This is a genomic window from Geminicoccaceae bacterium, from assembly GCA_020638465.1.
In the GTDB taxonomy this organism is placed as follows: Bacteria; Pseudomonadota; Alphaproteobacteria; order Geminicoccales; family Geminicoccaceae; genus JAGREO01.
Genome location: JACKIM010000002.1, coordinates 57,058 through 74,705 on the forward strand (window position 1 = coordinate 57,058; position 17,648 = coordinate 74,705).

Genomic DNA, 17,648 nt, shown 5'->3' on the forward strand with positions numbered 1-17,648 from the left:
GCCGAGCCGCGGCGCGGGGTGGAAATGTCCAACGCACGCCGGGTTCTCAAACGGCTCATTGAGGTTGTCGCGCAGCCGATCGGGCCCCAGGAACGGCTGGATCGTATTGTCCAGCTGATTGCTTCCAACCTTGTGGCCGAGGTCTGTTCTGTCTACGCGCTGCGGGCCGGAGACGTCCTCGAACTGTTTGCCACCGAGGGGTTGGCCGCGGAAGCGGTACATCAGACTCGCCTTGCCGTCGGGGAAGGTCTCGTCGGCACGATTGCTGCCCATGGCGACATCATCAATACCGATGATGTGTCCTCCCATCCGAACTTCGCCTTTCGTCCGGAAACGGGCGAGGAAATCTATCATTCGTTCCTGGGCGTGCCGATCATCCGCGGCGGCAAGGTTGCCGGTGTCGTGGTGGTGCAGAATTCCGCCCGCAAGGTCTATGACGATGACGATGTCGATGCCTTGCAGGTCATCGCTTCCATCCTTGCCGAGATGTTCTCGTCTGGGGGAATTGTCGATCGTTCGCGCTATACCGACGTCGAGGGGGTCGGCCGGGAGCCTCTGCGCCTCGAAGGATTGCGCCTCGTCGATGGCATCGCCATCGGCCATGCGTGGCTGCACGCGCCGCGCATCGAGGTGCGGACCTTCATCGCCGATGACCCGGAGAGGGAAGTCGCACGGCTTGGCGAAGCCATCGACGGATTGCGCCGGTCGGTTGACGAGATGCTCGAACGCAGCGATCTGGGCAGTGGCGAGCATCGCGAGATCCTCGAAACCTATCGCATGTTCGCGCACGACAGTGGTTGGCTGCGGCGGATCAACGAAGCAATTCACACCGGCGTCACGGCCGAGGCGGCGGTGCGCCGGGTCCAGGAAGACACCCAGCTGCGGCTGGGGCATGCCAGCGACCCCTACATTCGCGAGCGGTTGCTCGACATGGATGATCTTGCAAACCGGTTGCTGATGCAGCTGGTGGGCCGCGATCCTGCGAAAGAGGCCCGCGCCATGCCGGCCAACTCGATCATTGTCGCCCGCAATCTCTCGGCTGCGGATGTGATCGAGTACGACCGTGGCAAGATCCGGGGCATTGTCCTCGAAGAGGGGTCCAGCACGGCGCATGTCACCGTGGTGGCACGTGCCTTTGACGTACCGATGGTAGGCAGGGTCGAGCGGGCGATGACGCTCATCGACAGTGGCGATCAGGTGGCCCTTGACGGTGACCATGGGGCTGCTCTGGTTCGCCCCGCCGAGGACGTGGTCGAGGCGTTCCGTCGCTCGGTCAGGATGCGCAGGGAACGACGCCGGGCGTATGATGCGCTGCGCGGCGAGCCGTCCGTGACCCGGGATGGAATCCGCGTCAGCCTGTCGATCAATGCGGCCTTTCTTGTCGATCTGCCCGAGCTGGAGGTGTCCGGTGCGGAAGGTGTGGGACTCTTCCGCACCGAACTGGCTTTCATGGCGCGTCCCGACTTCCCCAACCCGGAGGTCCAGTCCGGCTACTACTCGTCTGTGCTCGATCAGGCCGGCAACAGGCCCGTCGTGTTCCGCACGCTCGATGTCGGCAGCGACAAGCAGATTCCCTACTGGCGGATGCCAGAGGAAGAAAATCCAGCGATGGGCTGGCGGGCCCTGCGCATGTTGCTTGACCGGCCATCAATCCTGCGGGCCCAGCTTCGCGCCATGCTGGAGGCGGGTGCCGGTCGGGAACTGCAACTGATGTTTCCGATGGTAGCCGAGGTGTCGGAATTCGTGCGTGCGAGGCAGTTGCTCGATCTCGAGATGGAACGCGCCCGACAACGAGGGACGCCTCCACCGGCGACGCTCAGGGTCGGGGCCATGATGGAGGTACCGGCTCTCTACTGGCAGTTGCCGGCACTATTGCCGAAGGTCGATTTTATCTCTGTGGGGAGCAACGACCTCATCCAGTTCCTGTTTGCCTGTGACCGTGGCTCTCCCTCGCTGAGCGACCGTTATGACGTCCTTTCGCCTCCGGCCCTGAGCTTTCTGCGTGCATTGGTGATCCGATGTCGCGAGGCAGGCGTGCGGCTGAGTGTCTGCGGCGAAATGGCCAGCCGGCCGATCGAGGCCATGGCATTGGTCGGCCTCGGCGTGCGCCACCTTTCCCTGGCTGCGGCACAGATCGGACCGGTCAAGGCGATGGTCCGAAGTCTGGACGCGGGCAGTCTTGCGACCTACCTGTTAAGGCAGCTGGATTTGCCGGACCACAGCTTGCGCAACAGCCTTGGAGCCTATGCACGTGACCATGCCGTTAACCTTAACCCTTCGCTGCGATGAAGGGATACCCGGCTGTTCATGAATGCAAACGGTTTGGCGGGGCCTTTTCCGTTTGCTATGAATACAGCTTGCGAGACCGTGCAGACTGACCGTGCGCGGATGAACTGAAGACTTTCAACTACTCGATAGGTTATCACCGATGCGCGATGAGGCAATGCCGCGAATCAAGGCTATCGGCCAGTATTTGCGAACCACGCGACAGGAGCGTGGCGAGGACCTCTATGATATCGCCGATTTCCTGCGGATTCGCCCTTCCTACCTGTTCGCACTGGAAGAAGGTGATCTTGATGCGATGCCGGGTCGCCCCTACGCCTTCGGCTTCATGCGTAGCTATGCCGACTATCTCGGCTTCGACGGTCATGCCGTGGTCGCCGAGGTCAAGGGGTTGCTCGAGGGTGTGCCACCCGCCAGGATCCAGGCGCCTCGCCGGCCGGTGGAGAGCCGTCGGCCCGCATGGTCGCTGGTGACAGCCTGTATCATCCTGCTCGTCGCCGCCCTGGGGGCATGGAAGGTCGTGACGGGCGGCCATAGCGATACCCTTTCCCGAATTGCAAGCCTGCCCGGCCAGATCGGAGCCTATCTGTCCTCGGTGATCGATAGCGACCGGGATATCGTTCAGCCGCTGCCGCCACCAGCGCAGGTCCGGACGGCCAGCGGCACGGCACTACCCCCGGCGACGAAGCAGGATCCGGTGGTGGATCGTGGCCGGGATGAGCCGGAGATCATCGCGGCCGACCCGAAGAGCGATGAGGTGGCGGAAGAGACGCCACCGCCGGCAACGGATGGCGAGGTTGTGGCGGAGGTCGAGAGGATCGAGGCACCGGAGTCCACGGCGACCGTGCCGGTTATCGTACGACAGATCGATGTCGGGAACCTGCGGCAGCCGGCTCCGGCTGTGGAGGTTGGCTTGCCGGAGAGGCTGGCTTCGTCGCCTGCGGGCGAGACCGTCGAGGTCGAGCCTCTTGACCAGGCCCTCCTTGACAAGGCGCAACATCTGGCGTCGGACACTGTTCCTCAGGAGAGTCAGGATCCCGTCAGCGCCAACGCTTCTGAAATTTCTCGTGAAACGGCGACAGCACTTCTCGGCCGCCTGCAGGCGGGGACCGGGAATGGCGAGCAGAGGGTCTATGGCGAGCCGCTGGCGGATGCCCGTGTGGTGCTCGTGGCGAGGGAGAGCAGCTGGATCCAGATCAAGAGCAGCGAGCGCGACTACATCCGTTCCCGGACCCTTGAGCCGGGTGATCGGTTCGCCCTGCCGAACCGCAATGATCTAGCGCTCTGGACGGGGAATGCCGGAGGTCTCGAAGTGGTTGTCGACGGCCGCAACCTGGGCCGGCTCGGCAGTCATGGCGCGGTGATGCGCGACGTCGCCCTGTCGCCGGAGATGCTGCTCGCCAATCTGCGTTGAAGGCGGGGGCAGACCGCGGGGACCGGTACGGGACTTGCGCGCAGGGCGGTGTCGCGCCATACCCGCTTCGAATCGATCGTCGAAGAGAGATATTCACGATGGTAGCTCTGGCCGGGATCCGGCGGAAGAAGACCCACGCCGTCGGCGTTGGCGGCGTCCAGATCGGCGCTGGCGCGCCCGTGGTCGTTCAGTCGATGACCAATACGGACACTGCCGATGTCGAGGCGACGACAGCACAGGTGGTCGAGTTGGCCCGTGCCGGATCGGAGATTGTGCGGGTTACGGTGAACAACATCGAATCGGCCCGTGCTGTACCGCTGATCCGCGAGCGCCTTGATGACCTCGGCGTGAATGTGCCGGTTGTCGGCGATTTCCACTACAATGGCCATCGCCTGCTTGCCGAGGTGCCTGAACTGGGCATTGCCCTGGCCAAGTTGCGTATCAATCCGGGTAATGTCGGATTCGGTGAAAAGCGCGACCGGCAGTTCGAGATGATGGTGGAAGCCGCGTTGAGGCATGACCGGCCGGTACGCATCGGGGTGAACTGGGGCAGTCTCGATCAGGATCTCGCGACCGGCCTCATGGACGAGAATGCGGGCAAGCCCGATCCGATGCCGGCGGAGTTCGTCCTGCGCGAGGCCCTGGTGCGCTCGGCCCTGCAAAGTGCGGAACAGGCCGAAAGGATCGGGCTTGCCGCTGATCGCATCATCATTTCGGCCAAGGTGAGCCGGGTGCAGGATATGGTTGCCGTCTATCGCGAATTGTCGCGCCGCTGCGACTATGCGCTGCATCTGGGCCTGACCGAGGCCGGCATGGGGATAAAGGGCATCGCAGCGACGACCGCTGCCCTCAGCCTGTTGCTGCAGGATGGCATCGGCGACACCATCCGCGCCTCGCTGACGCCCCGCCCGGGTGAATCCCGTAGCACCGAGGTACGGCTGTGCCAGGATGTACTTCAATCGCTCGGATTGCGGTCCTTCACACCACAGGTCACCGCCTGCCCGGGCTGCGGACGCACCACCAGTACCTATTTCCAGGAGCTGGCGCAGCGCATCGAGGGCTATCTGGAAGCCAACATGCCGATCTGGCGCAGCCGCCATGCCGGGGTGGAGGAACTCAAGGTCGCGGTCATGGGCTGCATCGTCAACGGTCCGGGCGAGAGCAAGCATGCCGATATCGGCATCAGCCTGCCCGGCACCGGCGAGAGCCCGGTGGCACCGGTGTTCATCGACGGCAGGAAGGCGATGACGCTGCGTGGCGATCATATCGCCGAAGAGTTCCAGCAGATCGTCGAGACCTATATCGAACAGCGCTTCACGCCCGCGACCTGATCCGCGGGAACCCGCCCAACGGAAACCACAAGGAAATGTCGAATGGCTGATGTCCGCACCGTCCGTGGAACCCATGATCTCGTGGGCGAGGACATGCGTCGGCATCGCCATGTCAGTGAGACCGCCCTGCGCGTTGCCCGGTGTTTCGGCTTCGAGGAGATTGCCACCCCGATCTTCGAGTTTACCGACGTCTTTGCCCGGTCGCTCGGCGATACCTCCGATGTCGTCTCCAAGGAGATGTACACCTTCACCGACCGTGGCGGCGACCAGCTGACCTTGCGCCCGGAGAACACGGCCGGCGTGGTCCGCGCGGTGATCTCTGGCGGCCTCATGCAGAGTCCGCCGCTCAAGCTGTTCTACAGCGGCCCGATGTTCCGCTTCGAGCGGCCGCAGAAGGGCCGCATGCGCCAGTTCCACCAGATCGGTGTCGAGACCATCGGCAGCCCCGAGCCCGCGGCCGATATCGAGGTGATCGCGCTCGGCTGGCTCATTCTCCAGACCCTCGGCATCGGCGACGGCATCGCACTCGAACTCAACAGCCTCGGCGATCCCGAAAGCCGTACGGCCTATCGCGACCGGCTGGTGGACTATCTCTCGGCCTACAGGGACCGCCTATCCGCCGACAGCCGGATCCGCCTGGAACGCAACCCGTTGCGCATCCTCGACAGCAAGGATGATGACGACAGGGCCATCATCGCCAATGCCCCGCCCATCGGCGAGGCCATGAACGATTTCAGCCGCGACTTCTTCGCGCGCGTGCAGGATGGCCTCGTCAGTCTCGGCATCGGCTTCACCCTCAACCCGAAGCTCGTGCGCGGCCTCGATTACTACACGCACACCACCTTCGAGTTCACCACCGATCGTCTCGGTGCCCAGAGTGCCGTGCTTGCCGGCGGCCGCTATGACGGGCTCATGAGGCAGATGGGCGGTCCCGACACTCCCGGCGTGGGCTGGGCCTCCGGCATCGAGCGCCTGGCCATGCTGCTCGACGGCGCACCCGAACCCGTCCGCCCCGTGGCCATCATTCCCATCGGTGCCGCAGCGGAATCCGAAGCAACGAGGCTCGCCTTCGAACTGCGCCGGGCAGGACATGCCGTCGAACTCGCGTTCAGGGGCAAGCCCGGCCAGCGCATGAAGAAAGCCGATCGTGCCAACGCCCGCCTTGCGATTACCATCGGCGATGACGAACTGGCCCGGGACATCGTCAAGCTGCGCTTTCTCGACACCGGCGAGGACCGCGAGGTGTCACGCTCCCAACTGGCCGCCGCCCTGACCGCGGCTTCCTGACGCCGGTCCATGCCGTGACGCAGGTGAAAGCCCTGTTCCGTCGCGACGGAACAGGGCGCGGGCTCAGCGCCTGGTCAGCGTGCTGTAGCTGGTGATCAGGTTCCGGTAGTCCGGAATGTGGTTGGAGAACAGCTGCGCCAGTCCGTCGATGTCGTTGCGCCAGTCGCGATGCAGCTCGCAGGCCGTTCCGAACCAGGTCATGATCTGGGCACCGGCCGCGATCATTCTCTGCCATGCCGCATCGCGCGTCATCGGGTTGAAGGTGCCGGAGGCATCCGCGACGACGAAGACATCGAACCCTTCCTCGATGGCCGACAATGCGGGAAAGGCGACGCACACCTCGGTAACCACACCGGCAACGATCAGCTGCTTCCTGCCCGTCGCCTTGACCGCACGGACGAAGTCCTCGTTGTCCCAGGCATTGATCTGGCCTGGCCGCGCGATGTAGGGCGCATCGGGAAACATTTCCTTCAGCTCGGGCACCATCGGCCCGTTCGGCCCGTCCTCGAAACTGGTCGTGAGGATGGTTGGCAGGTTGAAATATTTCGCCAGATCAGCCAGTGCGAGAACATTGTTCTTGAACTTGTCAGGATCGATGTCCCGGACCATCGACAGGAGACCTGCCTGATGGTCGACCATGAGAACGGCAGCGTTGTTCTTGTCCAGCCGGACATACGGCGTCTTCATTGACGTTTGCCCCTTCTATCGGCGTTTCGATGCTCGTCTTGCGGGCCGGATCGCGTGACTGCCTTGCGAACGCCCGGGTATTCACCGGCGCGGCAGGAATAGTTCCCCGAATCTGGCCCAACGTTCCGTCAGATGGCACCGATCGAGATGCCGTTCAAGCGGCAAATGACTTTGCCCCGCGGCGTCGGCACGGACAGGACGGCGATACACCTCATGTTTGCCGGGGTTCGGCCGGGCGGATGGATGGACAACTCACGGCGGAACATGCCGTGCACGCTCCGCGCATCAGGCCTCAGCCCTTGTCGTCGACCTGCCTGCTCAGCCGTTCGATGGCCTGGACCAGACGGTCCATCTCCTGCCTCTGTGCGGCGAAGTGCCGGTTCATGTCGTCGCGGAGCCTTTCGATGCCCTGCCCGATGGCATCGTCATCCGGCACTGTGGCGGCGAATGGACTCTGGTCTTCGGCGAGGCCGGGAGACCCCGCGGCGAGCGCCGGGAACAGATCGGCGGGATGGTTGCGGTCGAGCATCGCCTGCCTGTCGCTTTTCTCGCCGCAATCGTGACGATCCATGACCGCACCGTCGAGATTGGCGCCGTCGAGAACGGCCTTGAAGAGGTTCGCGTCCCTGAGATCGGCCTTGCGGAGATTGGCGCGCGTGAGATTGGCCCCGGCGAGCATGGCCCGCACGAGGTTCGCCTTTTCGAGCCTGCACCTCTGGAGGCTGGCGCTTTTCAGGTTGGCACCGGCAAGATTGGCGTCCTGGAGACTGGACTCGTCGAGGGTGGCCCCTTCGAGGAAGGCCCCTTCGAGATTGGCGCGATCGAGGCGGGAACGCCTGAGATCGACCTTGAGGAGGATGGTTCCCGCAAGATCGGCTCCCCTGAGGTCGGCCCCTTCGAGATTGGCTCCCCTGAGGTCCTTCCCGCGCAGACGGATGCCCCGCAGGTCGGGAACCTCCGATGGGCAGGTCATTCGCCAGTCATTCCAGGCGGAAGGACCCATCGACAGGATCCTGACATGGCCGTTGTCGTCGTGCGGCATCGTGCGGTGGCTTTCGGGCATGATTGTTCGCTCAATGGTTATGCCAATGACGACGTATGAACCCCCGGACGTCAAGGATTGATTTCATTTGGGGCATGAAATCCCGGGTTGATGCAGCATTCGTGCGCGGGTCACTGCCCCTGTCATTGCGGGTCTTCCCGTTTCGTTTGTCTGCAATCGTCTCAAAAACCTTAATAGGAAAAAATACCTTGAATCTTTCGACAGGCCATACGAGGATGACGGCATGGATTTTTCAGTTTCCGCAGGCCCGCGTCCGGCCGGAACGCCCGTTCAGCGCAAGCCCTGTCCTTTCAGGTTGCGGGCGCGGCTGCTGCGGATGAATCCGTTGCGCATCCTGCGGTTCTGCCTGCTGCTTGCCCTCGACCGGCAGCGCGAGCTGGAGGCCGAGGGGCCGCGGTTCAGCGGTGAGGAGATTTCGGTCCTGCGGCGGATCTGGCCCATGGCCCCGCTGCTGGAAGCCGTCACCCAGCTGAGCGGGCGTGGCCGCACGATCGGCGATGTCATTGCCGGTTCGACCCTCTGGCACCTGCAGCGGCTGCTGGCCGATCTCGCCCGCGAGACCGGCGGGGCGATGGCTGCACGGATGTTCTGGATCGAGCGCATCGGCCGGGGCAGGGTGGAGGACGCGGCGAAGCGTCTGGCAACCCTGCTGGCTCGTCGTGTCGAGCAGGTGCGCGAACCGGGCAGCGCCGCGAAGGACAGGGTTTCCCCGCGCCCGTCGGTGCCTGCCATGCAGGGGCCGCCCACGGCCGGACAGTTCGAAAGGCAGGTCCATGCGTCCCGCCAGCGATCGGCCATGGCACGGGGCCGGCGGCTCCTGCTGCGCGATCTTGCCGGGCGGGTGATGCAGGATCTTGCCCATGACGACGATCCGCCGGACGGCGGGCCTGCCAGTCTGCGCGGGCTGAATGCCGGCGAGCGGCGGGATGTCGAAACGACCCTGAACGCCATGGCCGCGACCCGGACCGGTACCGTGCCGGTATCGACGGGGACCTCGCAGAGATTCGAATGCGCGCCCGTCGGCGCAATGTCGTCGCGCGGACCGCCGTTCGCTCCTTCGCCGTCGGGGCAGTCGCCTCCGGCGGTCCCACCGACGACGGAACTCTCTGTTCCACCCCGCGGTCCCATGGCCGGCGGGGCGCTGGCGCTGGTCCGATGGCTGGTCCGCCTGTGCAATGGCGGTCCCGCCCGGCAGGACTGACAGGCAGGACGGGCGGGACGGGCGGGACGGGGCAGGCGGTTTCAGGACGCGGAGTCGCGGGGGAGGGTGACGCTGGCCCGCAGGCCACCCTCCCTGCGGTTGGCGAGGTGGACGTCGCCACCATGGGCGCGCAGGATCGAGCGGGCGATGGCGAGGCCCAGGCCGGTACCGCCGGTATCCCGCGATCGGCTTTCCTCCAGGCGGACAAAGGGTTCGAAGACGCGTTCGAGGTCGGACTCGGGGATGCCGGGGCCGTCATCGTCGATGGCGAGTTCGATGCGGTCCGGATGTTCGGCGATGGCGAGGCGGACGGCATGCCCGTAGCGCACGCCGTTCTCGATGAGGTTGCGCAGGGCGCGGCGCATGGCCACCGGGCGGCAGGGGAGGACGATGCGGCGGTCGGCGTCGAAGGCGATGTCGGCGCCGTGCTCGGCGAGGTCGTCGCACAGGCTCTCGACCAGCGAGGCGAAGTCGGTGGGGCGCATGGGTTCGCCCTTGCCCTCCTCGCGCATGAAGGCGAGGGCGGCCTCGGTCATGGCCTCCATCTCCGCGAGGGTCTGGAGCATCTTCTCCTTGTCCTCGCCGTCGTCGAGGAACTCGACGCGCAGGCGGAGCGTGGTGATGGGGGTGCGCAGGTCGTGGCTGATGGCCGCCAGCATGGCGGTGCGGTCGTCGACAAAGCGGCGGATACGCTCGCGCATGCGGTTGAAGGCGGACGATGCCCGGGCCAGTTCGCTGGGGCCGGTCTCGGTCAGGGGGTCCACATCCTCACCGCGGCCGAAGCGGTCGGAGGCCAGTGCCAGGGCGCGCAGCGGACGGGTGATGCGGCGGACCATGAAGGCTCCGGCGAGACAGACGGCGGCGGCGGTGGTCAGCACCCAGAGCAGCGGCCCGCCGAGATGCAGGATCGGCGACGGGTGCAGGCGGTGTTCGAGATTGAGCCACTGGCTGTCGCCAAGGCCGATGGAGATGATGAGGCGCAGGGGTTCTGGACGGTCGCGGTCGTGACCGTCGTGGTCGCGGTAGCGGCGGATGAAGCCGTCGTCGTCGTCGAGGTCGATGAGGACGGGGCCGGGGACATGCTCGTCGATGCGCCGGGCGATGTCGCGGCTGATCGGATTGGCGCGGTGTTTTCGGTCGTTCTCCACCTGGGCTTGCCCGTCGATGCTGGCGCTGAACCCGCGGGAGCGGGACACGTCCACCACGCGCTGGCGCCGGTCGGGGGGGGTGATCGAGAGGATGCGTGTGAGACTCACCGTGCGGTCGAGGATCTGGGTGCGGTTGGCGAGGATGAGCGCGCGCTCGCGGTCCTGGGCGAAGACGATGACCGCCACGATCTGGGCGGCGAGCAGGGCCAGCACCAGCACGGCGGTCATCTGTCCCATGAGCGAGGTGGGCCACGGCCGCAGTCTCATGGCATTCAGACCTTTTCCACCGGTGCCACGAAGCTGTAGCCGCCGCCCCAGTGGGTCTTGATGATGGTGGGCTGTTTCGGGTCGGCCTCGATCTTGCGGCGCAGGCGGCTCACCTGGTTGTCGATGGAGCGGTCGAACACCCGCGCCTCGCGGCCGGAGGTGAGGTCGAGCAGCTGGTCGCGGGTGAGCACCATGCCGGGGTGGTCGATGAAGGCGCGGAGCAGCCGGTAGTCGGCCGAGCTCAGGGCCACGGCCACGCCGTTCTCGTCGATCAGCTCGCGCTGGGCGGTATCCAGTTTCCAGCGTTCGAAGCGCAGGACGCCGTCGGGCAGTTTCTCGCGCTGGGGCGGCAGGGCATGGGTGCGGCGCAGCACCGACTTGATGCGCGCCAGCAGTTCGCGCGGGTTGAACGGTTTGGTGATGTAGTCGTCCGCGCCGATTTCCAGCCCGACGATGCGGTCGGTTTCCTCGGCCATGGCCGTGAGCAGGATCACCGGGATGTCGGTGGCTTCGCGCAGGTGGCGGCACAGCGACAGGCCATCCTCGCCGGGCATCATGATGTCGAGGACGACGAGCTCGAAGCTCCCGGTGCGCAGCAGTTTGCGCGCCTCCTCGCCGCCGCTGGCGGTGGTCGTGCGAAAGCCGTGCTGGCCGAGATACTTGCCGACGAGGTCGCGGATCTCGCGATGGTCGTCGACGATCAGGATATGCGGGTTATCGCTCATGTCGACGTCATATCAACGCGTTCGCCGCCGCGCGCCGGAAAAATGTAACCGGATGTAACGGCTTTTGCCTCTGCGACCGTTGGCGACCCTTTGGCGCGTGCACGGGCGAAAATTTGTGACAAACTGCGGGCACATATGGCTCGGCAAGCAATTGCGCGAACCCACTTCGACAGACAAGGATACCTTCACATGAAGACCCGTACCAAGTTGATCTTCGGCACTCTCGGCATCGCCGGGATTCTCGGTGTCGCTGCTGCCGCCACCTCATCCCACGCGGATGGCGGCTGGGGGCATGGCGATGGCGGCATGCGCGGCGGTCCCGGCATGAGCATGATGTTCGAGCGGTTTGACACCAACGGCGATGGCAAGATCACGCTCGAGGAGGCCAACGGCACGATCGACACCAAGCTCGCCGATTTCGATGCCGACGGCAACGGCACCCTGTCGCTCGACGAATTCCAGGGACTCTATCTCGACCAGACCCGCCAGATGATGGTGCGGGGCTTCCAGCGCTTCGATCGCGATGGCGATGGCCAGCTCAGCCGCGAGGAACTCGGGGCCCCGGTCGAGATGATCTTCGGCCGCATGGATGCCAATGACGATGGCGCCATCGAGAAGAGCGAAATGCGCAAGCGCGGCGACGGTCGCCATGGCGACCGTGACGGCAAGGGGCGTCGCGGCGACAACTGACCGGCTGATCCTCGATCCATCCCTTTCCAACTGCCCTAGCACTGTCGCGGCCCGGAGCACCCCTTTCCGGGCCGTCTTTTTGTGTGGAGAGAGTGCTGGCGTCCCATCCGCCCATGTCCGGCCGAGACAACGGGGCTTTACAGTTCGAAGAGGCGCCCGAGCCGGGGCAGGCGTGTCCTTACGCCGGCAAGGCGCAGGCAGTGCCAGGCCAGCGCATGATTTGAAGACGTGACCGGGAAACCCAGTTCGGCCTCGATTTCGGCACAACCGGTGGCAATCCTGATCGAGGTGCAGGAGACGAACACCATGTCGAGTAGACGTTCGGCGGCCATGCGGCGGATGGCGCCCTTCAGGCTGGCCGTATCGATGCCGGCCACGACCGGGTCCAGCGGTTCGTTGAACGAGGCAAACACCGGAATCTCGAAGTCCCGCTCCTCGATATAGCGCTGGACGACCGTGTTGACGTCGCGGGTATAGGGCGTGAGCACGCCGATGCGTCGTGCGCCGAACGCCCTGAAGGCGGCAAGGGCCGCGGTGATCGGCGTCGTCAGCCGCGCCTGCGGTTGAACGCTGCGCATGGCGGCAAAGACATGCCCTTCGCCCAGGACCATGGTGGCCGAGGTACAGCCAAAGGCCACCACATCCAGTGGTGATCCCGGGAGGATGAGGCGCAGGGTGGGAGCGATGCGCTCACCCATGTCCCGCAGCGTATCCGGGGTGATCCGCGAATCGCTGGCGATCCGGGCTCCATAGAAATCCACACCCGGAATGGTGATAATCTGCCGGAATTCATGCTCGACCGTGTAGTCGGATGCGAGCACGATCAAACCGATCCGCGCCCTTGCCCCGATGCCGGCATCGGTCGTGAATGGAAGGTGTTCCATCACGACCGTCGGAACCGGGGCCTTGTCACCACTCATGCCGGCAACACCTGGACCGGAGGGCCTCCGGCCGGCCCCGCATCAATCCTTGGCGGCGACGACACCGATCTCGACCGTGAACTGCGGCGCGGCAAGCCGCGGGGATTCCACACATGCGCGCGCGGGGGCATGCCCCTTGGGTATCCATGCGTCCCAGACCGAATTCATCTCGGCAAAGCTGTCCATCGAACACAGCCAGATCGTGACCGAGAGCAGCCTGGTCTTGTCGGTTCCGGCCTTCGCCAGCAGCCCGTCGATACGGGCCAGAATATCCTTCGTCTGCTCCGCGACCGAGCCATTGGGAGCGTTTTGCGCGACCTGGCCCGCAAGATAGACGGTATCATTGTGAATGACGATCTGGCTCATCCGATCGCCGGTTTCCATGCGTTCAATGGTCATTTCGGAGTTTCCCCATTTTTGCGGCTTCTTGGCGCCACATTATACAGGGCATGACCTAGACGACTCTCCATGCCCTAGGCAAGTGCCGGCTGGCCGGATCGGTAGCGTCACGGATACGGGCGGGATGGATCGTCCGACCGGAAACAGGTTGCGTTCGATCCGGCCTCCGGTGATCCTGAGTGGAACTATGGCATGCCTTGGGGGATGATTGTGACGCAGAACACCGCGAAACTCTTTCGATTGAACGAAATGTCGACCGAGGAGCCCATGCCGGGTTTCGGCCGGAAGAGGATCATTGGCGAGAACGTCATGGTCAGTGTGATGACGGTCGCCCGCGGGTGCGAGGTTCCATGGCACCGGCATGTCAATGAGCAGATTGTCGTCCTGCTCGAAGGCCACCTGCAATTCGATGTCGAACTGGCCGATGGGCAGCGCCAGCGCTTCGAATTGCGTTCGGGCGATGCCCTCCTGCTTCCCGGGAATGTCGCCCATGGCGGGCTGGCGCTCGAGGATTGCCGGGCCATCGACGTTTTCAGTCCACCCAGTGCGACCACTGGAATCGATGTCCAGGCAAATCGGAAGCCGTGAACAGCATGGGGCACCGTCCGATCGAGCTTTTCGGGGGCGTGGCCGGACGGCGGCATCCGGTCCGCCGAGGTGCGCCGGATGCCTGGGGGCTTGCCACCGCGGGGTGAAAAAGCTACCGACGCCTTGCGACGTCATTCCCGCGCCGCCCTGAAATGATCGAAATCCATGAGCCGCTCATCCCTCGACAACAAACTCGATGCCATTCTCGCGCGCCGCGACGAGCTCAGTGCATTGATGGCTGAAGGGGAGGGTGGCGACTATGCGGCGCTGGGCCGCGAACTCGCCTCGCTGGAGCCGGTGGTCGAGCAGGTCATGGCCTACAGGAAAGCGCTGGCTGATCGCGACGATGCGCGGGCGTTGCTGGATGAGGCGGGCAATGACAACGAGATGCGTGCGCTGGCGCAGGAGGAATTGCAGGTCATCGACGACCGGTTGCCCGGATTGATGGATGCGGTGAAGCTGGCTCTCCTGCCAAAGGATGCCGCAGACGACAAGAGCGCCATCATCGAGATCCGCGCCGGCACGGGGGGGGAAGAGGCCGCATTGTTCGCCCGCGACCTGTTCGAGATGTACCGGCGTTTCGCCGATATTTCCGGCTGGCGGCTGGAAGTCCTGTCGCTGAGCGAGAGCGAGATCGGCGGCATCAAGGAAATCTCGGTGGGCGTGAACGGCAAGGGGGTCTATGCCCGGCTCAAGTTCGAGGCCGGGGTGCATCGCGTGCAGCGTGTGCCGGTGACGGAATCGGGCGGGCGCATCCATACGTCGGCCGCAACGGTCGCCGTCCTGCCGGAGGCCCTGGAGGTCGATGTCGAAGTGGCCGATGAAGACCTGCGCATCGACGTGTTCCGGGCGTCGGGCGCGGGGGGGCAGCATGTCAACAAGACCGAGAGTGCCGTGCGCATCACCCACATTCCCACGGGTGTGGTGGTGTCGATGCAGGATGAGAAATCACAGCACAAGAACCGGGCAAAGGCGATGAAGATCCTGCTCGCCCGGCTCTATGACATGGAACGCCAACGTGCCGACAGCGAGCGTTCCGCCGAGCGCAAGGGGCAGGTGGGGTCCGGCGACCGCAGCGAACGCATCCGCACGTACAACTTCCCGCAGGGACGGGTGACGGACCATCGCATCAACCTCACATTGTACAAGCTCGATCAGGTGATTTCCGGCGAGGCGCTGGGCGAGATCATCGATGCGCTGCAATCCCACGATCAGGCGGAGCGCCTTGCCGAAGCGGACTGATGCCGGGCTCGCTGTCGAGGAGGCGCTGACCATCGCGACCGGCAGGCTTGCGGCGGCCGGTGTCGACGAGCCGAGGCGCGAGGCGCGGTTGCTGCTGACCCATTCGTGCGGATTGACCCTGCAGGAGCAGATTGCCCGGCCGGAACGCGAACTGGCCGCCGCCGAACGCTACCTTGAACTGGTGGAGCGCAGGGCCGCGCGCGAGCCCTTTGCCTACATCACCGGGCGGCGTGCCTTCTGGGATCTCGAATTCGACGTGGACGAGGGCGTTCTCGTGCCGCGCCCGGAGACCGAGAGCCTCATCGAGGCGGTTCTGGAGAAATGGCCGGACCGAGCCGCATCGTTGCACATCCTCGATCTCGGTATCGGTTCGGGGTGCATCCTCGTCACATTGCTGCATCTGTTTGTCCGGGCCCGTGGCATCGGTGTGGATCGATCGGCGCAGGCCATCGCCATGTCGCATCGCAACGCGCGGCGTGCGGACGTCGCGGGCCGCATGGCCCTGGTCGAGGGCGACTGGGCGGCGCCCATCGACCAGCGCTTCGATCTGGTCGTGAGCAACCCGCCCTATATCCGCGATGTCGACCATGACGGACTGGAGCCGGAGGTGCGCTTCCATGAGCCGCGAATGGCGCTCGTCGCAGGGGATGACGGACTCGACGCCTATCGGGCGATCATCGCCGACCTGCCGCGCCTGCTGGCTCCCGGAGGCATGGCCTTCCTCGAAATCGGGCAGGGGCAGGGCGATGCCGTTCGCGAACTGTTCGACCGTGCGGGGCTGGTCAATCTCGGCAGCCGCAACGATCTCGCCGGCATCGAGCGCTGCCTGATCGCCCTGAGGCCGGACGGCTGACCGCGACGTTGCGGCTTGCGTGGATGCCACTATCCTCCGATACGATCCGCCGTCGTTCCGCCTTGCTCCATGGCGTCAACTGGCCATACGGACAATACCCAGGTGCATCTGGCGGTCGAGGATGCGGACCATGGATCCGGCAACTGTCCCCAGACGCGACCCTTGTTCCTCGATGGGCTCGCGTCCCGGGACATGGCAGCGGAACAGGGGATCGCCCCGTCTTTCAAGCTCCTGACCGGTGCGGCTCGCGCAGCCGCGAAAACGACTGCCGCTGCGTCCGAGCCGGGAGATGCCGGTGAGCTCGGCTTCGATCCGTTCCGGCGCCGCCCGCGGAGCGCGTGTGCTGACCATCACCGGCAGCAATCCCGCCATGGCGTGATTGCGTTCCTGGGCATCGAATGCATGTTCCGACAACATCATGTAGCCACCGCCTTCGCCATAGATGAAGGCGTCGCGATGTGCTGCCGCATGCAATCCCCGGATCAGGGTCCGGTTGGAGGCAATGCGAGGCATGAAGAGATCGATCGGGCCATCGGGCAGATAGACGGCATCGGCATGCTCGTCTGGTGCCTCGTCGGCCAGCGGTGAAAATGGCAGGATCTCCGCTCCCATGCTTTGCCAGCCGTGCGTGATGGCCGGCATGAGGAAGCTGCTGGCCTCATCCATGGCAACGGCGATGCGCTGCCCGATCGGCGCGAGCGGCCGCGGCATCGTAAAGGCGGTGGCGAGATTGGGGGTGCGGGCAAGGCGCATCAGGCGATGAAGGTCCACATGCGCATCGACGGCATCGCCCAGGCTCTCGATCACGTGATCGGTCATCACCCGGTTGGCGCCTGTCGCGGGGCCGAAGCCGCGCAGGCGATATGCGGGATCAATCCCGGATTCGATCCACCCGAGTACGGGTGTCGGCAGGCGATCATCCAGCAGTCGTGCCGTTTCCTCGTGGTTGTTTTTCTCATCCAGTCCATGGAACAGGAAACCGACGATCTCGACGTCGCCGCGATGGCGGCAGAAGCCTTCGAGCATTGCCACCAGCGAGGAGCCGCAATGGCTGGTGTCGACGGCGAGGATGACGGGAATGTCGAACATGGCAGCGATGTCGGCAGTCGAGCCCATGCCGCAGATGTCGAAATCGTACAGTCCGCCTGCGCCGTCGATCAGGGTCACGTCAGCACCCTGGCCGGCCTGATCGATCAGGCCGCTCAGCGTGTCGAGACGCATGCCCCAACTGTCGATATTCGCGCATTCGCGACCGCTGGCACGTCGCAGGAGATCCGGATCGACCGGATCCATGCCGATTTTCAGGGTTGATGCGCGGACGCCGTGACGTGCCAGCGCACGCACGAGGCCGAGGGTGAGCGCCGTCTTGCCGGCACCGGTGCCGAAACCGGAGACAATCAGCGATGGCGCACTCATGAACCGGATGTCCGGTGATGGTGGGGAGGGAACATGGGGACTGCTCGCACGGGCTTGAAGATGAACCTGATCCCGGGTGGATCGCTGGCTTGATCCTAGGCGCGCAGTGCTGGGCTGTTATCGTGAAGATATCT

Annotated in this window: 16 protein-coding genes; 9 read left to right on the forward strand and 7 right to left on the reverse strand. The window is 64.8% G+C overall.

The window, feature by feature from the left end:
• The first annotated feature begins 24 nt into the window (after positions 1-24).
• The 4 genes from ptsP to H6851_10715 all read left to right on the forward strand — a co-directional run bounded on the left by ptsP (position 25) and on the right by H6851_10715 (position 6,315).
• Positions 25-2,289: a phosphoenolpyruvate--protein phosphotransferase gene (gene ptsP, locus H6851_10700; GenBank protein ID MCB9944070.1), complete on the forward strand. Its 2,265-nt coding sequence runs from the start codon at positions 25-27 to the stop codon at positions 2,287-2,289.
• A gap of 139 nt (positions 2,290-2,428) precedes the next feature.
• Positions 2,429-3,697: a helix-turn-helix domain-containing protein gene (locus H6851_10705; protein MCB9944071.1), complete on the forward strand. Its 1,269-nt coding sequence runs from the start codon at positions 2,429-2,431 to the stop codon at positions 3,695-3,697.
• 98 nt (positions 3,698-3,795) lie between these two features.
• Entirely contained in the window at positions 3,796-5,028 is a 1,233-nt protein-coding gene (gene ispG, locus H6851_10710; protein MCB9944072.1) for a flavodoxin-dependent (E)-4-hydroxy-3-methylbut-2-enyl-diphosphate synthase, read from the forward strand.
• Positions 5,029-5,070: 42 nt separating this feature from the next.
• Positions 5,071-6,315 carry a histidine--tRNA ligase gene (locus tag H6851_10715; protein ID MCB9944073.1) on the forward strand — a complete coding sequence of 415 codons (1,245 nt, stop codon included), beginning with the start codon at positions 5,071-5,073 and terminating at the stop codon, positions 6,313-6,315.
• Positions 6,316-6,378: 63 nt separating this feature from the next.
• Here H6851_10715 and H6851_10720 read toward each other — a convergent pair whose 3' ends face one another.
• Together H6851_10720 and H6851_10725 are read right to left on the reverse strand one after the other, a co-directional pair.
• Entirely contained in the window at positions 6,379-7,002 is a 624-nt protein-coding gene (locus tag H6851_10720) for a hydrolase (protein ID MCB9944074.1), read from the reverse strand.
• A 292-nt stretch (positions 7,003-7,294) separates the two neighbouring features.
• Positions 7,295-8,065: a pentapeptide repeat-containing protein gene (locus H6851_10725; protein ID MCB9944075.1), complete on the reverse strand. Its 771-nt coding sequence runs from the start codon at positions 8,063-8,065 to the stop codon at positions 7,295-7,297.
• 223 nt (positions 8,066-8,288) lie between these two features.
• On the opposite strand from H6851_10725, the gene H6851_10730 reads away from it, so the two are divergent.
• Positions 8,289-9,266 carry a hypothetical protein gene (locus H6851_10730; protein MCB9944076.1) on the forward strand — a complete coding sequence of 326 codons (978 nt, stop codon included), beginning with the start codon at positions 8,289-8,291 and terminating at the stop codon, positions 9,264-9,266.
• Between the two features lie 41 nt (positions 9,267-9,307).
• Here H6851_10730 and H6851_10735 read toward each other — a convergent pair whose 3' ends face one another.
• Together H6851_10735 and H6851_10740 are read right to left on the reverse strand one after the other, a co-directional pair.
• Positions 9,308-10,681 (reverse strand): HAMP domain-containing protein, encoded by a 1,374-nt coding sequence (locus H6851_10735; protein MCB9944077.1) that lies wholly within the window; start codon positions 10,679-10,681, stop codon positions 9,308-9,310.
• Between the two features lie 5 nt (positions 10,682-10,686).
• Positions 10,687-11,406 (reverse strand): response regulator, encoded by a 720-nt coding sequence (locus H6851_10740; protein ID MCB9944078.1) that lies wholly within the window; start codon positions 11,404-11,406, stop codon positions 10,687-10,689.
• A 189-nt stretch (positions 11,407-11,595) separates the two neighbouring features.
• Here H6851_10740 and H6851_10745 point away from each other — a divergent pair, with 189 nt between their 5' ends.
• Positions 11,596-12,096, forward strand: coding sequence for an EF-hand domain-containing protein (locus tag H6851_10745; GenBank protein MCB9944079.1), 501 nt, complete (start codon positions 11,596-11,598; stop codon positions 12,094-12,096).
• 137 nt (positions 12,097-12,233) lie between these two features.
• On the opposite strand, the gene H6851_10750 is transcribed toward H6851_10745, so the two are convergent.
• Both H6851_10750 and H6851_10755 read right to left on the reverse strand, forming a co-directional pair.
• Positions 12,234-13,016: an aspartate/glutamate racemase family protein gene (locus H6851_10750; GenBank protein ID MCB9944080.1), complete on the reverse strand. Its 783-nt coding sequence runs from the start codon at positions 13,014-13,016 to the stop codon at positions 12,234-12,236.
• A gap of 42 nt (positions 13,017-13,058) precedes the next feature.
• Positions 13,059-13,415, reverse strand: coding sequence for a RidA family protein (locus tag H6851_10755; protein MCB9944081.1), 357 nt, complete (start codon positions 13,413-13,415; stop codon positions 13,059-13,061).
• A 240-nt stretch (positions 13,416-13,655) separates the two neighbouring features.
• On the opposite strand from H6851_10755, the gene H6851_10760 reads away from it, so the two are divergent.
• The 3 genes from H6851_10760 (at position 13,656) to prmC (ending at position 16,098) form a co-directional block, all read left to right on the forward strand.
• Positions 13,656-14,003, forward strand: a complete 348-nt coding sequence (locus H6851_10760; GenBank protein ID MCB9944082.1) for a cupin domain-containing protein — start codon at positions 13,656-13,658, stop codon at positions 14,001-14,003.
• A 165-nt stretch (positions 14,004-14,168) separates the two neighbouring features.
• Positions 14,169-15,245, forward strand: coding sequence for a peptide chain release factor 1 (gene prfA / locus H6851_10765; protein MCB9944083.1), 1,077 nt, complete (start codon positions 14,169-14,171; stop codon positions 15,243-15,245).
• Positions 15,196-16,098 (forward strand): peptide chain release factor N(5)-glutamine methyltransferase, encoded by a 903-nt coding sequence (gene prmC / locus H6851_10770; GenBank protein MCB9944084.1) that lies wholly within the window; start codon positions 15,196-15,198, stop codon positions 16,096-16,098. The genes prfA and prmC overlap by 50 nt, the downstream gene beginning before the upstream one ends.
• A gap of 75 nt (positions 16,099-16,173) precedes the next feature.
• On the opposite strand, the gene H6851_10775 is transcribed toward prmC, so the two are convergent.
• Positions 16,174-17,514 carry a cobyrinate a,c-diamide synthase gene (locus tag H6851_10775; GenBank protein MCB9944085.1) on the reverse strand — a complete coding sequence of 447 codons (1,341 nt, stop codon included), beginning with the start codon at positions 17,512-17,514 and terminating at the stop codon, positions 16,174-16,176.
• Between the last annotated feature and the right edge of the window lie 134 nt (positions 17,515-17,648).

What these genes read in the sequence shown, in the direction of transcription:
- H6851_10735 (MCB9944077.1), bottom strand. Translation starts at nt 10,681, where the DNA reads ATGAGACTGCGGCCGTGGCCCACCTCGCTCATGGGACAGATGACCGCC.
- H6851_10715 (MCB9944073.1), top strand. Translation starts at nt 5,071, where the DNA reads ATGGCTGATGTCCGCACCGTCCGTGGAACCCATGATCTCGTGGGCGAG.
- ispG (MCB9944072.1), top strand. Translation starts at nt 3,796, where the DNA reads ATGGTAGCTCTGGCCGGGATCCGGCGGAAGAAGACCCACGCCGTCGGC.
- H6851_10730 (MCB9944076.1), top strand. Translation starts at nt 8,289, where the DNA reads ATGGATTTTTCAGTTTCCGCAGGCCCGCGTCCGGCCGGAACGCCCGTT.
- H6851_10755 (MCB9944081.1), bottom strand. Translation starts at nt 13,415, where the DNA reads ATGACCATTGAACGCATGGAAACCGGCGATCGGATGAGCCAGATCGTC.
- H6851_10720 (MCB9944074.1), bottom strand. Translation starts at nt 7,002, where the DNA reads ATGAAGACGCCGTATGTCCGGCTGGACAAGAACAACGCTGCCGTTCTC.
- ptsP (MCB9944070.1), top strand. Translation starts at nt 25, where the DNA reads ATGTCCAACGCACGCCGGGTTCTCAAACGGCTCATTGAGGTTGTCGCG.
- H6851_10750 (MCB9944080.1), bottom strand. Translation starts at nt 13,016, where the DNA reads ATGAGTGGTGACAAGGCCCCGGTTCCGACGGTCGTGATGGAACACCTT.
- H6851_10775 (MCB9944085.1), bottom strand. Translation starts at nt 17,514, where the DNA reads ATGAGTGCGCCATCGCTGATTGTCTCCGGTTTCGGCACCGGTGCCGGC.
- prfA (MCB9944083.1), top strand. Translation starts at nt 14,169, where the DNA reads ATGAGCCGCTCATCCCTCGACAACAAACTCGATGCCATTCTCGCGCGC.
- H6851_10745 (MCB9944079.1), top strand. Translation starts at nt 11,596, where the DNA reads ATGAAGACCCGTACCAAGTTGATCTTCGGCACTCTCGGCATCGCCGGG.
- prmC (MCB9944084.1), top strand. Translation starts at nt 15,196, where the DNA reads ATGCGCTGCAATCCCACGATCAGGCGGAGCGCCTTGCCGAAGCGGACT.
- H6851_10740 (MCB9944078.1), bottom strand. Translation starts at nt 11,406, where the DNA reads ATGAGCGATAACCCGCATATCCTGATCGTCGACGACCATCGCGAGATC.
- H6851_10705 (MCB9944071.1), top strand. Translation starts at nt 2,429, where the DNA reads ATGCGCGATGAGGCAATGCCGCGAATCAAGGCTATCGGCCAGTATTTG.
- H6851_10725 (MCB9944075.1), bottom strand. Translation starts at nt 8,065, where the DNA reads ATGCCCGAAAGCCACCGCACGATGCCGCACGACGACAACGGCCATGTC.